The organism is Saccharopolyspora rhizosphaerae, assembly GCF_003931915.1.
Lineage (GTDB): Bacteria > Actinomycetota > Actinomycetes > Mycobacteriales > Pseudonocardiaceae > Saccharopolyspora > Saccharopolyspora rhizosphaerae.
This window is the reverse complement of sequence record NZ_RSAA01000021.1, coordinates 1-14,438: the sequence shown is the minus strand read 5'-3', so window position 1 is coordinate 14,438 and position 14,438 is coordinate 1. Positions and strand designations below refer to the sequence as shown.

16 protein-coding genes and 2 pseudogenes are annotated in these 14,438 nt (G+C 68.2%); 8 read left to right on the top strand and 10 right to left on the bottom strand.

The features are described 5' to 3' along the window. The first annotated feature begins 208 nt into the window (after positions 1–208). The 3 genes from EIL87_RS21665 to EIL87_RS21655 all read left to right on the top strand — a co-directional run bounded on the left by EIL87_RS21665 (position 209) and on the right by EIL87_RS21655 (position 3,086). Entirely contained in the window at positions 209–1,462 is a 1,254-nt protein-coding gene (locus EIL87_RS21665; protein WP_233576470.1) for an AI-2E family transporter, read from the top strand. An 88-nt stretch (positions 1,463–1,550) separates the two neighbouring features. Continuing rightward, the gene (locus tag EIL87_RS21660; protein ID WP_199740548.1) at positions 1,551–2,042 is read left to right on the top strand and encodes a potassium channel family protein; all 492 of its coding nucleotides are present in this window, start codon (positions 1,551–1,553) and stop codon (positions 2,040–2,042) included. Between the two features lie 192 nt (positions 2,043–2,234). Beyond that, complete coding sequence (locus EIL87_RS21655; protein ID WP_125092433.1) at positions 2,235–3,086, top strand: universal stress protein; 852 nt, start codon at positions 2,235–2,237, stop codon at positions 3,084–3,086. Positions 3,087–3,129: 43 nt separating this feature from the next. Here EIL87_RS21655 and EIL87_RS21650 read toward each other — a convergent pair whose 3' ends face one another. Further along, on the bottom strand, positions 3,130–3,408 hold the full coding sequence (locus EIL87_RS21650) for a DUF3040 domain-containing protein (RefSeq protein ID WP_125092432.1): 279 nt from the start codon (positions 3,406–3,408) through the stop codon (positions 3,130–3,132). A 378-nt stretch (positions 3,409–3,786) separates the two neighbouring features. On the opposite strand from EIL87_RS21650, the pseudogene EIL87_RS27855 reads away from it, so the two are divergent. The 3 genes and pseudogenes from EIL87_RS27855 to EIL87_RS21640 form a co-directional block, all read left to right on the top strand. After that, positions 3,787–4,131: pseudogene (locus tag EIL87_RS27855) on the top strand (CBS domain-containing protein); the annotation flags it as partial. A gap of 440 nt (positions 4,132–4,571) precedes the next feature. Further along, entirely contained in the window at positions 4,572–4,778 is a 207-nt protein-coding gene (locus tag EIL87_RS27570; RefSeq protein WP_233576469.1) for a magnesium transporter, read from the top strand. A 112-nt stretch (positions 4,779–4,890) separates the two neighbouring features. Beyond that, on the top strand, positions 4,891–5,841 hold the full coding sequence (locus EIL87_RS21640) for an Acg family FMN-binding oxidoreductase (protein ID WP_125092431.1): 951 nt from the start codon (positions 4,891–4,893) through the stop codon (positions 5,839–5,841). Positions 5,842–5,984: 143 nt separating this feature from the next. On the opposite strand, the gene EIL87_RS21635 is transcribed toward EIL87_RS21640, so the two are convergent. The 3 genes from EIL87_RS21635 to EIL87_RS21625 all read right to left on the bottom strand — a co-directional run bounded on the left by EIL87_RS21635 (position 5,985) and on the right by EIL87_RS21625 (position 8,234). Beyond that, complete coding sequence (locus EIL87_RS21635) at positions 5,985–7,253, bottom strand: MgtC/SapB family protein (RefSeq protein ID WP_125092430.1); 1,269 nt, start codon at positions 7,251–7,253, stop codon at positions 5,985–5,987. Between the two features lie 203 nt (positions 7,254–7,456). Further along, a complete protein-coding gene (locus EIL87_RS21630) occupies positions 7,457–7,708 on the bottom strand; it encodes a DUF1918 domain-containing protein (protein ID WP_125092429.1) in 252 nt (83 codons plus the stop codon). A 121-nt stretch (positions 7,709–7,829) separates the two neighbouring features. Further along, a complete protein-coding gene (locus EIL87_RS21625) occupies positions 7,830–8,234 on the bottom strand; it encodes an Hsp20/alpha crystallin family protein (RefSeq protein WP_125092428.1) in 405 nt (134 codons plus the stop codon). A 311-nt stretch (positions 8,235–8,545) separates the two neighbouring features. On the opposite strand from EIL87_RS21625, the gene EIL87_RS21620 reads away from it, so the two are divergent. Both EIL87_RS21620 and ppk2 read left to right on the top strand, forming a co-directional pair. Beyond that, positions 8,546–8,983 carry a universal stress protein gene (locus EIL87_RS21620; RefSeq protein ID WP_125092427.1) on the top strand — a complete coding sequence of 146 codons (438 nt, stop codon included), beginning with the start codon at positions 8,546–8,548 and terminating at the stop codon, positions 8,981–8,983. Positions 8,984–9,020: 37 nt separating this feature from the next. Then, positions 9,021–9,857 carry a polyphosphate kinase 2 gene (ppk2, locus tag EIL87_RS21615; protein ID WP_407690564.1) on the top strand — a complete coding sequence of 279 codons (837 nt, stop codon included), beginning with the start codon at positions 9,021–9,023 and terminating at the stop codon, positions 9,855–9,857. Between the two features lie 453 nt (positions 9,858–10,310). On the opposite strand, the gene EIL87_RS21605 is transcribed toward ppk2, so the two are convergent. The 6 genes and pseudogenes from EIL87_RS21605 to EIL87_RS27565 all read right to left on the bottom strand — a co-directional run. Further along, positions 10,311–11,093 carry a sulfite exporter TauE/SafE family protein gene (locus EIL87_RS21605; protein WP_125092424.1) on the bottom strand — a complete coding sequence of 261 codons (783 nt, stop codon included), beginning with the start codon at positions 11,091–11,093 and terminating at the stop codon, positions 10,311–10,313. Positions 11,094–11,175: 82 nt separating this feature from the next. Then, a complete protein-coding gene (locus EIL87_RS21600) occupies positions 11,176–11,772 on the bottom strand; it encodes a rhodanese-like domain-containing protein (protein ID WP_125092423.1) in 597 nt (198 codons plus the stop codon). A gap of 39 nt (positions 11,773–11,811) precedes the next feature. Further along, on the bottom strand, positions 11,812–13,230 hold the full coding sequence (locus EIL87_RS21595; protein WP_199740550.1) for an MBL fold metallo-hydrolase: 1,419 nt from the start codon (positions 13,228–13,230) through the stop codon (positions 11,812–11,814). Positions 13,231–13,235: 5 nt separating this feature from the next. Further along, entirely contained in the window at positions 13,236–13,559 is a 324-nt protein-coding gene (locus EIL87_RS21590) for a rhodanese-like domain-containing protein (RefSeq protein WP_125092421.1), read from the bottom strand. Positions 13,560–13,637: 78 nt separating this feature from the next. Beyond that, the gene (locus tag EIL87_RS21585) at positions 13,638–13,907 is read right to left on the bottom strand and encodes a metal-sensitive transcriptional regulator (RefSeq protein WP_125092434.1); all 270 of its coding nucleotides are present in this window, start codon (positions 13,905–13,907) and stop codon (positions 13,638–13,640) included. A gap of 196 nt (positions 13,908–14,103) precedes the next feature. Continuing rightward, positions 14,104–14,352, bottom strand: a pseudogene (locus EIL87_RS27565) (MFS transporter); the annotation flags it as partial. Positions 14,353–14,438 lie beyond the last annotated feature (86 nt).

The following is a 14,438-nucleotide window of genomic DNA, read 5'->3' as shown; positions in this document are numbered from 1 at the left end:
AACTCGCCCTCCGCTACGAAGCCACCGTGCACGTCGCCACCATCGACATCTGGCTCCGCAGCCTCACCAAGATCGGTTCCTAAACAGCTCCTAGTAGCGGCAGGTGGCAGCTCACGAGATCCCGAACCGGACCGTTCCGCTGCCGCCCCGCTGCCCTGTGGTCGCGATTGGGCGCCCAGACCCGAGTTCGGTGTGTCGCCTGAGTCGCGTGGCCCCGAGGCTCGAGGAGTGGAGGAGCGAGCAGATGATGGGCAGCGGCGGCCGACCCGGCGTCGGCGGGCAGGGCTCGGCGGGGCACACCGCGAGTCCCGGCGAGGCTCCGGGAGGTGCCGCTATGTCCCGGGGTGTGGTGATCCTGCTGGGGGCGGCCGCGGCGGTGATCACCGTGGCCGGGATGTACTGGGTGTCGTGGCTGGCCGGTCCACTTCTTCTAGCGCTGGTGATCGTGATCGCGGTGTACCCGATCAAGACCTGGCTGGAGGGCAAGGGGTGGCCGATGTGGGCGGCCGTCTTGTCACTGCTCGTGGTCATCTTCGGGTCGGTGCTGGCGCTCACGGCCTTTCTGGCCGCCTCGGTGAGCCAGCTCGGCGCGCTGCTAGCGGAGAACTCCGGGCAGGCCCATCAGCTGGTGGACTCGCTGTCGGCCCAGCTGACCAAGCTGGGTATCGATCCCGCCCAATCCCGGGCCACGGCCGGCTCAGCGGATCTGAGCAAGTTCGCCGACCAGATCGGCACCGTGTTCTCCAGCGTTGGCTCGATCCTGAGCGGCCTGGTGTTCATCCTGGCCCTGCTGCTGTTCATGACCGCGGAGTCCGGCGGCACCGCCCGCCGAATAGGCATGATCGCGAAGGATCGCCCGCACATGGTCACCGCACTTGCCGGGTTCGTCCACGGCACCCGCAGCTACCTGGGGGTCACAGCGGTGTTTGGGCTGGTCGTCGCGGTGCTAGACACCACCGCGCTGGCGATCATGGGAATTCCGCTGGCCGTGCTGTGGGGCGTGCTCGCCTTCATCACCAACTTCATCCCGAACATCGGGTTCGTCATCGGGCTGGTGCCCCCGGTCCTGCTGGCCCTGCTCACCGGCGGCTGGCAGCTCGCGCTCGCGGTCGTGGTCGTCTACTGCGTGCTCAACCTGGTCATCCAGTCGCTGATTCAACCGCGGTTCATCGGCGACTCCGTCGGTCTCTCGGCCACCGTGACGTTCCTGGCGTTGCTGTTCTGGGCCTGGATCCTCGGCCCGCTGGGCGCGCTGCTGGCCATCCCGCTCACCCTGCTGGTCAAGGCCGTTCTGGTCGACGCCGACCCCCGCGCGCAATGGGTGGAGGCCCTGCTCGGCGCCGAACCGGCGACCCCCAAGATCAAGAAGGGCAAGCAGGCCAGGCAGAGCCGGCGCGCACACCGCCACTTCCGCATCAGCCACCGTCCCAAGCCGGCCGACGTGGCGACCCCGCCGGCATGAGCGGCGCGACCAGCACGCCACCGATGCCACCTGCCACCCGAACGCCGCGGCGACGGTGATCGTCGTATCGATCCGATCGACGCTGACCGTGGTTTTCCTCGTCGCGCTCTACTATCTGTTGCCCCTCACGGCCAAGCCACCCGGCGGTTACACGCTGCTGGGCCTGCTGGTCGGGCTGGCGGCGATCACCGGGCTGATCGTGTGGCAGATTCGCGCGATCGTGCGCTCCCGCAATCCCGGGCTGCGGGCTCTTGAGACGCTGAGCCTGGTGATCCCGGCCTTCCTGCTGATCTTCTCCGCCGGCTACTTCCTGGCCTCGCAGACGAACCCGATGGCGTTCTCCGAACCGCTGACCCGCAGCGACGCCCTCCACTTCACCATCACCGTGTTCGCCACCGTGGGTTTCGGCGACATCCACCCCGTCGCTGAGCCTCTACGCCTCGTCGTCGCCATCCAGATGCTCGCCGACCTGCTCCTCCTCGGACTCGTCCTGCAAGCCGTCCTCAACGCCGTGCGCAGAGGACAAGAAAGAAACGCAGCAGCCGGTCCCGGCGCGAACAGCCGCGCGGACAAGACGTAAGAGCGGATGAGCGTCCGTCGAAGCGGGTCCGCCAAGAGTTGGGCGCCGAGTACGGGACCAACGGCACACGGCGCTCGACACATTGGACTGCCACCCGGCAGCGCGGCGTGAGGCAAGTCGCCCGCACCCGGTTGCGGAGTCTGCGTGCCGCCGTACGGTCGGCGTGGACGTGCGTGGGAACGGGGTGTCGGCATGCGGGAAGTCGTGGGAGTGGATGGTTCCGAGCCTGCGCTGGAAGCCGTGCGCTGGGCGGCTGTGGATGCCTGGCTGCACCGGCGTTCGCTGCGGCTGGTCTGCGCTGTTCCCCAGGCTCCGGAACCCGCTGGTCCGGGCCTGGACGAGATCAAGGCCGAGCGACCCCGTTGGCTCTCGGAGGCGGTGACCGCTGCGCGTGCCGCTGCCAAAGGTATGGAGTTCGAGCAGGTGCTTCGGCATGGAATGCCGGGAGAGGTCCTACTCGACGAGTCTCAAGAGGCAGAGCGGCTCGTCGTCGGTACGCGAGGGCTCAACGAGGTCACCGGGGTGCGGTTGGCGCTGGGGTCGACGGCGGAGCTGGTCGCGATGCGGTCTCGCTGTCCGGTGGTGGTCGTCCCCGACTCGGCCGGTCGAGAGGACGCGCGCACCGGGCCGGTCATCGTGGGTGTTGACGGGTCGAGGGTGGGGGAACCCGCGCTCGGAGCGGCCTATGAGGAGGCGTCGTTGCGTGGAGCGCCGCTCGTCGCCGTGCACGTGTGGAGCGATGTGGCCACCGATGAGTGGTTCGGCCCTGGTTCTGCTGACTGGGAAGCAATCAGGGTTGACCAGGAGCGCGTGCTGGCGGAGCGGTTGGCGGGATGGGAAGCGAAGTACCCGGACGTCTCGGTGGAACGTGTCGTTGCGCGCGATCGACCGGTTCGCTTCCTGGTTGAGCACGGTGCGGGGGCGCAGTTGATCGTGGTGGGCAGCCGCGGGCGCGGCGGGATCACCGGGATGCTGATCGGGTCCACCAGTCGTGCCCTCCTGCACTGCGCCCCGTGTCCCGTGCTCGTGGTGCGTGCCCCCTGACTACGCGAAGACTCTTTCCGGCCTCACGGACTGTGGCTCGCGGTTAGGGTCTGTGCTGCCGGTTGCGTTCGTGCCACGACGCGTAGATCAGCAGCAAGGCAGCGGTGAGGCCCGCGACGAAGAATTCCGTCGCCTGGCCAAGTATCAGGCACAGAACGGCGAACAGCGCCGCCAGGACGCCCAGTGCCCGCCACAAGGTCATCCACCGCATCAGCTTCGTGATCGGTCGAGGTGTTGTCATCCTGTGGGCGAATTCGGGATCATCGGAAGTGAGCTGGCGTTCGATCTTCTTGAGGCGACGGCGTTCACGGCCGCGGGACATGATTTCCCCCTGTCGGAAAGCGAAACCATCGACCGTTCTTCCGGCTGGTGGATCGGACGTTCCGTTTGTGCCATACCGGTTCTTCTGCTGACCAGGGCGGAGGCTCGCGAGAGAGGCGTGGCAAAGTGGTGGGCGGCCTGATGTACGGGTTGGCCACCGGCAGCCCTTCCAGTCTACCGTGGCGGGAGCCCTCTGGTGCCGTGACGAGGGGCGTTCATGAGTTCACGACCACTGTGGAGTCGATGGTGCTGTCGTCGTGCCGCTTTCGGTGGCGCGAGTGGAAGCCGGTTGCGCGTTGTTGGCCGGGATCCGCCGCGAGGTACCCGGCGAGCGCAGCGGCGTCGGGCTGAACCCGGGCTGGTCATGTGGGGGTGAACGATGACCGATGTGGAACCGGAGCCGCTGATTGCGAGCCGCGATTCGCTGGGGATCGCGGTGCAGCACGCCTCGATCAACATTCCGATCGCGGCTCCCGGCGACTCCGTTGACGAGTTGTTCGCCGGCCTGCGCCTCCGGGAGTTCGACAGCGCGGCCGTCGTAGCGGTGTGCGAAGACGGGCGGCTGCTGGGGTTGTTGACCGTGGAGAGGTTGCTGTTGGCGCGGAGGGGTGCGCGCGTCGCCGAGGTGATGGACGGGCATCCGCCGGTGGTTGCGCCGGGGACGGACCAAGAGAGAGCGGCATGGGAAGCGGTGCGACACGGGGAGCCGGGTTTGGCTGTCGTCGGGCCGTTGGGTCGGTTCGTCGGGGTGATTCCGCCGCAGCGCCTGCTGTCGGTGCTGTTGGAAGAGCATGATCAGGACATGGCGCGGCTGGGCGGGTTCCTGGCCTCGTCGGCCTCGGCGCGCAGCGCCTCCACCGAAGGCGTCGGACGCCGGCTGTGGCACCGTTTGCCCTGGCTGCTGCTCGGGCTGGCCGGTGCCTTGTTCGCGGCACTGATCGTGGGTGCTTTCGAACGCCAGATGGAGCGCCAGGTGCTGATCGCCTTCTTCGTCCCGGGGGTGGTCTACTTGGCCGATGCCATCGGGACCCAGACCGAGGCGCTGATCATACGCGGCTTGTCTGTCGGTGTCAGCATTTCCCGGGTCGCGCTTCGCGAAATCGTTACCGGTGTCATGCTCGGGTTGCTGCTGGCCGTCTTGGCGCTGCCACTCGTGGCACTGATATGGAACAACGTCGAGTGGCGCTGGCGGTCTCGGTGGCCTTGTTCGCCGCGGCGTCGGTGTCCACGTTCGTCGCGATGGCCTTGCCGTGGCTGTTCCACCGCCTGGACAAGGACCCGGCCTTCGGTTCTGGACCGCTTGCCACCGTGGTGCAGGACCTTCTGTCGGTGAGCATCTACTTCGTGGTGGCGACCGCGGTCGTCACATGACCTCGCCTCCCGGACAGTCGGCGGTGGCGTGTGAATGTCGTCGGGCAGGCCCGCAGACCCTGGCAGCGACCCGAGGACGAGGTGACGGTAGCCGTGAAAGGGGAGGAGGGCCATGTCGTACTCGCCGCTCAGCGCGCAAGATGCGCACGAAGTGCGTGGGCTGGCAGGGCGCGCACCTTCGCTGTTCAACCTCCAACCGTGGCGGTTCCGCGAAGCCGCAGGTGCGCTGGAGTTGTTGCTGGACGGGACGGTGGCGCTGCCGGCGACGGACCCGGACCGCCGCGAGTTGGTGATCAGCTGCGGAGCTGCGCTGCACCACGCGCTGTTGGCCCTGCGCGCGCGGGGATGGCGGCCTCGGGCGCAGCGACTGCCGAGCGAGCATGATGCCGAGCTCCTGGCGCGGATAGACGTGTTGGATGGCAAGGAGAACCCCACGCCGTCCGATCGCGCGCTCGTCCGCGCCGCGCAGCGACGCCACGTCGATCGCCGCCAGTACGCCCCGACCGCGGTGCCGCAGGAAGTGCTCCTCGACCTCGTCTCGGAGGACGCGGTCGCGAGCGTGTCGGTGCTTACGGGTGATCAGCGGTATGCGGTCGCGCAGGCGTTGACCAAGGCAGCGATGATCCATGCCGGGTCCGATGCCTACCGCGCCGAGTTGGCGGCCTGGTCGGGGCTGATGCCGTCCGCCGCGAGAGGCGTCCTGGATGAGAGCGCACCGTGGCACGGTCAGCGGTACGGAGACGTTGTCGTGCGGGACTTCGGCTACGCGGAGACGGTGGTGCGCGAGACCGGTTCCGCGCTGACGGCGGGAAGTCTGCTGCTGATCAGCACCGGCACCGACGATCGCGACGCCCATCTGCGTGCGGGGGAAGCGCTGGGCGCGGTGCTGTGCCAGGCGGAGCTCGGCGGATTGTCGAGCTGCCCGCTCAGCGAGGCGTTCGAGGTTCCGCGCACGCGGGTGGATGTGCGGCACCAGGTGCTGGGGGACGAGGGGCATCCGCAGATGGTTGTCCGCGTCGGCTGGCCCCAGTCGGCCGACCTGCCCGCGGGACAGCGCCGATAGCGCCTGAGCTCGGCCGCGAGGCGTGACTTCGGTGAAGCACCGGAAGGGCGCGGCCGAAGGCGACACTTCCTGCCAGCCGTGCGGCGACCGCGGATGCACGAGGACTTCCAAGAGGTGGGCGCGGTGCTACTACCGGTGGACCGTCACATCACCAGCACGATCCCGCCCGCGACCGCGGCGGCCGGCAGGACGAGCAGCACCGCAAGTCGTGTCGCGAAGAGCAGGCCACCTGCGACGGCAGCCAGCACGATCTTGATCAGGGTATTGCTCAGCAGCGCCATCCCCACGCCCAGCAACGCCACGCTGATCGGAACGACGGTGCCGCCCAGCGAGGACGCGGCCACTGCTGCGGAGTGCGCGTCGGCGAGCCCTCCCACGAACGCGGCCGCGAGGACACCCCGCGCGCCGAGCAGCGCCGCAGCGGCGCGGGTAGCGGTCAGCAGCAGGATCAGCACCAACGTCAGCGAGATCGTGACGCGCAAGGACAGCGGGCGCTGAAACGCCGAAGGCGCATCGGGGGTGTCCGTCCTCTCCGAGCCGGAGTCACCTCCGGTGCGCCGGGTGTGCCAGGCGAGCCACCCGGCTTCGCCCAGCAGGACGGCCGCACCGGCGGCCGATGCCGGAAGCAGCCGGACCGCGATGGCCGGATTGACGACGGCGGTCAGCGCGATGAGCTGCACCAAGGTCGCGACGCTGGCTGTGAGCACTGCGGGCAGGACCGCGTGCCGCACGTTCCCGCCCGTTCGGCGGGCGAGCACGACGGTGGTCGCCGAGGCGGATACGAATCCTCCGAGGAAGCCGACGAGCACCAGTCCCTGCCGTTCGCCGAGCGCGCGCACGGCCACGTAGCCGGCCCAGCCGATGAGCGTGATCGCGATGACCAGCAACCAGATCCGGGACGGGTTGAGCACCCCGTAGGGGCCCAGCGGCCGGTCCGGCAGCAGCGGGAAGATCACGAACGCGACGACGAACAATCTGATGGCGTCCGCGATGTCGTCGTCGGTGACCAGGTGGGTCGCGAAGCGGTGCAGTGGTCGCTTCGCGGCCAGCAGTGCCACCACGGCTACGGCGATGGGCACCGCCCACGTCGGGTGCGACCACGCCAGCGCCCCCAACAGCACGGCGACGATCGCCGCGACCTCGGTCGTCGCACCCAGGTCCGGTTCCGAGGAGATTTGCGCGCTGAGCACGTACCAGGCGATCACGAGAAGGCCGGCCGCTCCGACGACGATGAGCACCATTGCCGGGGCCAGGGCAGCGGCCACCGCGCCCACGAGGCTCAACAGCGAAAAGGTCCGAGAGCCTGCCGGGCGCACCGGTTGTCCGGCCGTGCTGTGCTCCCGTTCCAAGCCCAGTAGCAGCCCGATCGCCAGCGCGGTGGCGAAGTGAACGAGGGCCGTCGTGGTCTCCACTCGGATTCCTCAGCCTAGGACCTCGCACTCGGTGCGAACCGCATGGGATCCGCGCGTGCGCTTGCTGAGAGTCTTGGTCGGGAGGGCACCTACCGCATCTTCGGCCACCGAGATGACCTGTACCGCGCCAGCGTCCACGTGACTAGGGGCAGGGGTACTGAGGCGGGACAGCCGTGCCAGCTCACGGATAATGGGTGGTTACCTCACGACGGCCGCACCTCGGGATCGGTGTCGCGCTGGATCCGAGCGCCGATCTTGAGGTGGTGCGGGAGGCTGTGCTCGCGGTGCGCGTCCGGCCCCGGGAACAACAGGCTCACGTGGTCATCGTCGAGCCACCGCACGAGGTAAGGCGGTTCGCCGTTCGGGCCGCGAACCTCGATGATCTGTCCCTTGTAGCGGTGGTCGCCGAGGTGGGCACCCTCGACGATCAGCCATTCGCCGACTTCCGCGCGCATGATCACGCTCCCGTATCCGGCGCTGCTGTCTACCAGCTTCGCCGAGGCGCTGGGTACTCGGCAGAGTCGAAGGACTCTCACCACGACTCCTCGACTGCCGCGCGGGTGTGGGATCGTGGCGCTACTTGCCTTTACGTGCGACGGGTATTTCCTTGGTCTCCGGTGTTTCTCTGCGAGGCATGTGGATGGTCACGATGCCGTTGTCGTAGTCGGCTTTGATGCTCTCGACGTCGCAGCCCGAGGGCAGCAGCATCGTGCGGCTGTAGGAACCGTAGTAGAACTCGCTGTGCGCTTCCGCTCGTTCTTCTTGCCTGCGCTCGGCTTCGACCCTGAGCTGGTCGCCCTCGACGTTGATGTGGATGTCGTCAGGATCGACGCCGGGAAGCTCGCAGCGAACCACGAAACTGCCTTCCTCGGTGAACGCTTCTATGCGCATCGCGTGCCGTTCGCCGAACGGCCATTCGCTCTCCAGCATGCGCAAGAGATCCGGCAGGCCCCGAGCGGGGCGAGGAATCAAGTTGCTCATGGTTTCCCTCCTGGTGACGACCGCTTTCTCGTCCAGCATGGGACAAGCACTCGGCAGCCGCAGAGCCTGAATCCGGTGGAGGAGTGACGAGATGCGGATCGGCAATGCCGCTTCACATCTTGGGCCACGCTGCGCACACGCGTGAGCGGCCACGAGCCGTGTGGAAGCGACCGGGGCGGTGAGATCGGCTGGTGTGGGTGTCGCGGTCCCACGTGACTCTCCGGTGACGGACGGGAGGTGCCGTGCTGCGATCAAGTCCCCCGACGGGTAGAGGGGGTGGTGGGACCCTGCTCTGAAACCAGGGGGGAGCTATGGAAGGCAGCAAGCCACGGATCGTCGTCGGCGTGGACGGATCGGGAGGTTCTCGGGCGGCGCTGCGGTGGGCGTTGGGCTATGCCGAGTGGTGCGGAGGACGTGTTGTGGCGGTGTTTGCGTGCGGGGTCCCTGCGCTGATCGACGTCGCGTTGATGCTGCCGGAGGAGGAGCGTGTCCTCACAGTCGGGGAGCGGGAGTTGCGGAAAGCGGTCGATGAGACGTGTGCGGAATTGGACACCGGAATTCCGGTGGAGCGGCGGGTCGTGCGGCAGGATGCCGTTCGGGCGCTGTTGGACGAGGCGAGGGATTCGGACCTGCTGGTGGTGGGGCGCCGTGGGCACGGGAGGTTCGCGCAGGTGCTGCTCGGATCGGTGAGCCGGCACTGCGTCAATCATGCGCCGTGCCCGGTGGTCGTCGTCAGCGGTCCGGGTTGAGTTCGTCTGGCGCCATCCTGGCACCGGGGAGGAGGTGGTGACCGTGGTCGGCGGTGAACAGGGCGGGGACGATGTGGGCGTCGGCCCGGAGCGGTTGCCGCGTGGGGTCTATGAGAAGGAGCTGTTCCGCCTCCAGGCCGAGCTCGTCAAACTGCAGGAATGGGTTCGGCAGGAGGGGGCCCGGCTGATCGTCGTGTTCGAAGGGCGCGACGCGGCCGGTAAGGGCAGCGCGATCAAGCGAGTCGCCGAGTACCTCAACCCGCGCGTGACGCGCATCGTCGCGCTGCCGGCTCCCACGGAGCGGGAGCGCGGGGAATGGTACTTCCAGCGCTACGTTGCGCAGCTGCCCGCTGCTGGTGAGATCGCGCTGTTCGACCGCAGTTGGTACAACCGCGCCGGGGTGGAGCGCGTCATGGGGTTCTGCACGGAAGAAGAGCATCGGCGGTTCTTGCGCCAGTGCCCGGCGTTCGAGCGGATGCTGATCGAGGACGGGTTCTTGCTCCGCAAGTACTGGTTCTCGGTGAGCAGGGCCGAACAGCGACGACGGCTGCGCAAGCGCAGCGAGGACCCGATGCGGCGATGGAAGTTGTCTCCGCTGGACTTGGAGTCGATGACGCGGTGGGAGCAGTACTCGGCTGCGCGCGATGAGATGTTGGACGCGACCGACACCCCGTTGTCCCCCTGGTACCTGGTGGAAAGCGATGACAAGCGTCGTGCGCGGATCAACCTGATCGCGCACCTGTTGTCGACGGTGCCGTACTACGAAACGCCCCGTCCCCGCTTCGAGCTGCCCGCTACGCCGCCGTCGACCGAACACCGCCGACCACCTCGCGAGCGCTACAACTACGTGCCGGATCATTCCGCATCGCTCTGACGTTACGGAAGGGCTATTCGTGGGCGGACCATCACGAGCTCAGATGTCTACACCAATCGTGGAACGCACTTAGCGCCAGGAAAGTTCGACATGCTGTTCGTATCGGAGTTGTGCGGGCGAGGCCGTCCGTGCGTCTCCCAGTTTGGGGAGCTGCTCGGTGTGAACGGGGCAGCGCCAGGTTCCGATGGTGGTTGTCGTGACGGTCCGCTTTCGTGTGGAGTTGGGTCTTCCCGGCGTGGTCAGGCGCGGCCGAGGAGTTTGCGCAAGAACCCGCCTTTGCTTCTGGCCTCGGCGGTCGGAGTGCAGTCGCACCGTTGGGCCTTCGGCACGTCGGCGAGCACTTGCTCCACGTGCTGACTGCATCCGGCGTAGGTCGGTTTGCCGCACTGTAAGCAGGTGACGCGACGACACATCTTCACCACTTCTTTCCAGAGATCGAACGTAGACCCGGGGTCATCCCAGAGTCGAGGGGTTGATGAGGGCGGCTGCGGCCACGAAGACCGCGGCGGCCAGGACGACGAAGGCGAACCAGCGCCGCACGGTGGACGAGTCCAGCTTCGCGGACCACCGCGCGGCCACGACCGAGACGACCAGCGCGGCGCCGGCGAAGAGCAGCAATACGCGGAAGTCGATGCTGTCGGCCGCCCCGGCATGGGCGACCAACCCGGACACTGAGTTGATCAGCACCACCACCAGGGAGGTGGCGACGGCTTGCTGCGCCCCCAGGCCGAGCAGCAGGCTCAGCGCGGGGACGATGATGAAACCGCCGCCGACGCCGAACAATCCGGTGAGCACGCCGACGGTCGCACCGGCGAGCACGGATTTGGGCAAGCAGGTGCGCCAGTTGATCCCGCCCTGCTGGGTGCGGCAGGCGCCGGTGTGGTTCTCGCCGCCGCGCAGCATGCGCACCGCGACGACGACCATGAGCGCGGCGAAGGCCAGCAGCAGCCAGCGTTGCGGGAAGAGTCTGCCGAGCGCGGCGCCGCCGAAGGCGGCGGGGATGCCGGCCGCGCCGAAGACCAGAGCGACCGGCCACCGCACCGTGCTGCGCCGCTCGCGTGGAAACAGGGCGCCCAGCGAGGACAGCGCGACCACGGCGAGCGAGGTGGGAATGGCGGTCTGCAAGGGTTGCCCGACGCCGTAGACCAGCGCCGGCACGGCGAGGATCGAACCACCGGCGCCGAGCAGCCCCAGTGCCAACCCGATCACGGCGCCGAACACCACTGCCAACAACAACGAAACCACCTATCCCGGGAGCGGACTCATCGGCCGCCCCGCTGCCGTCAACGCCGTGCACGTGCTCGCCAGAGGTCAGACATCACGCTCGGCGCGCGGAGCCTGTTCCGTTGGTGAGGGCGTCGAGGAGTGCCCGGCCGTCGGTGCGGGACGTGCGGTTGTGGGGCAGCAGTCCGAGGACGCGGGACATCGCGCAGGTGTTGCTCACCGCAGCGAAGGTCAGACCCGCGCCGACGAAGCCGGCGACCCACTTCAGCGGGTCGTAGGCGGTGCTGGCCACCACGCCGGTGAGCACGAGCAGTCCGGCGACAAGCCGCACCTGCCGCTCCATGGCCCACGTGCCGCGTCCCTGGTTGAGCTCGCCTCCTTGCTGCTGCCAGCCGGTGATGCCGCCGCGCAGCACGCTGAGCCGGTCCAAACCGGCGTTTTCCAGCAGGGTGCGGGCCTGCTCGGCACGACCACCCGAGGCGCACACGAGCACCACCGGGTCGCCGTGCTGGGCGGTGAGCTCGTCGCGGTGTTCCCGCAGCAGGTCGAGGGGCACGTTGTAGGAGCCCGGGATGTGCGACGAAGCGAACTCCCCGGGTGCGCGCACGTCGATCAGCCGGATCTGAGGATCGGCGTCGCGTAATGCGCGAACCTGAGCGGTGTCGACGGTCTTGGGCAGGGCTTGAGTCATTGCTATGAATACCTCCGCGATCGTTTCCGGGTTGTGGTGTCAGGTTCCGTCGGTCATCGGCACGCCGGCCTCGGCGGCGGCGTCAAACATGTCGTCGATGAGCACGACCGTGTGCCCGGCCGATTCCAGCAGCGAGGCCGCCGCCGTGGCGCGGTAACCGCTGCCGCAGTGCACCCACACCGCACCCGCCGGCACCTCGTCCACCCGGTCGGCGAGCTCGTAGAGCGGGATGTGCACCGCACCGGCCACGTGGTGCGCGGCGAACTCGTTGTTGGTCCGCACGTCCAGCACCACCTCCGGCGCCGGAAGATCACCGGTCTCACCGGCCATCGCCGCGGCCAGGTCGGCGAACGTGGCGGTCGGGGTGCTGCGCAGCTGACCGGAGTCGACGGCCAGCTCTTGCGGGGTGCCCACGGCCGCCGCGGCGAACTTGTCGATGCCAATGCGGGCCAACTCGCGCTGGGCCTGGCCGACCTGCTCGCGGGACTCGCCCAGCAGCGTGATCGGAGCGCCCCAGTCGATCATCCACCCCAGCCAGGTCACCATCGGGCCATCCAGCCCGAGACTGACCGTTCCGGCCAAGTGCGAGACCACGTAGGCCTTGCGGGAGCGCAGATCGACCACCCACTCCCCGTTCGCCAAGCGGCGCCGCAACTCCGCCGGCTCGGCCCGGACCGGTTCGCGCAGGTCCAGCGGCTCCGGTCCGGCGGTGTTCTGCACACCCATGTGCGCGTAGTACGCCGGGTAGGCATCCAACCCCGCCAAGGTCTGCTCGACGAAATCACCCTCGGACAACGTCAGCGCCGGGTTGACACGCTTCTGCTCTCCCAACGTTGCTGAGTCGCCAGAAGCCTGTGTCGCCGAGCAGAAGCTGCCGAACCCGTGGGTCGGCCAGATCTGCGCACCGACGGGCAGGATCGACACCAGCTTCTGCGCGGACGCGTGCTGGTGACGAGCGAGCTCCTCGCTGTGCTGCTCACCCAGCAGATCGGTGCGCCCGGTCGTGCCGAACAGCAGCGAACCACCCGTGAACACGCCCACCGGGCCGTCCGTGCCCTCCAGCGCGTAGGACAGGTGGTGGAAGGTATGCCCCGGCGTGGCCACCGCCCGCACCTGCATCCGCGGCGAGAGCTCCACGACATCGCCGTCGACCAGCGCATGCCGGTCGAACGGCACCTCGTCGGCAGCCGCCAGCCCGTACTCGGCGCCGGTCAACCGGGCCAGCTCCAAGCCACCGGAGACGTAGTCGTTGTGCACGTGCGTGTCCAACACCAGAGCGATCCGCACGCCCAACCGCCCGGCGGCGGCGATCACCCGATCCACGTCCCGCTGCGGGTCAACCACCACGGCCACCTCCCCGTCGGTGGCCAGGTAGCTGCGGTCCCCCAGCGAGGACGTCTCGATCACCTCGACCACCAGGCCACCGGCCAAGCGGTCCTCCTGCTTCACCACATCCATCGCCGTCACTGCTGCGCACCCCTTTCAACCTCGTTGCCCGCTTCGATCCACCCCGAAGTGCCACCGGCAACCGAAACCGCTCGGCCACCGGCCGCGTTCATCGCTTCCGCAGCCTTCAGGCTGCGCCCTCCTGAACGGCAGATGACGTAGCACTCCTGCCCCGCAAAGCGCTGCGGCGAAGCCAGCACCTCCTCCAGCGGCACGTTCACCGCACCCGGCACATGACCCGAAGCGAACTCCTCCGGCTCACGCACATCGACCAACCGAGTACCCCGCCGCCACGTCCCGGCGAAGACCTCCACACCGACTTCCGGCGTCTGCTCAGACAATGATCCTCCTAAACCCCCGGGGGTATTAACCAGTGACATGCCCCCAGGCAACCAAAGAGAGGCGCCTGGGGGCCGCGCTCAGGCGAGCGCGAGGAACAGGCGTTCCAGCTCCTGCTCGGTCATCGGCGGTTCATCGCCGTCCTCGCGAGCCTGCTGGCAATACCTCATTCCGCTGGCCACTATCTTGAACCCAGCACGGTCCAGAGCACGCGAAACAGCCGCGAGCTGGGTCAGCACCTCAGCGCAGTCGCGTCCCTCTTCCATGGCCTCGATCACGCCGTTCAACTGACCGCGCGCCCGGCGCAGACGGGCCAAGGCGTCTCCCACCATCTCGGGCTTCATCTCCACCACGACCATCTCCCTTCGCTAATCCCAACGTAACAAACCCCCGGGGGTATTCCAATGAGAGAAGGTCGGACGACCGGGTGCTCCGTGGTTCAGGTGATGATGTGGTTGCCGAAGTCGCGGCGGGCCAGAGCGGCGCCGCGGATGGCGAGGGGTGCTGGCCTCGGAGCCGCTGCCGTGGCTCAGTCCCTGGGAATGGTCATGACGTGTCCTCGATGTGGTCAATGGGGCAGCGGTCGGTGCGGGGGTGGGTTTCGTACATGCGGACCGCGACGCTGATTCCGGAGAGGAGGCTGAGTGCGGCTGCCGTCCAGACAGCGGCGCGTAGGTCCCAGATGCCGCCGAGTACGGCGCCGGCGGCGTAGCCGCTGTCGCGCCAGAGCCGGTAGACGCCGACCGATCGGGCACGCCAGTCGGGGTGGGCGACGTCGCCGATGGCGGCTAGGAGCTGTTTAGGAACCGATCTTGGTGAGGCTGCGGAGCCAGATGTCGATGGTGGCGACGTGCACGGTGGCTTCGTAGCGGAGGGCGAGT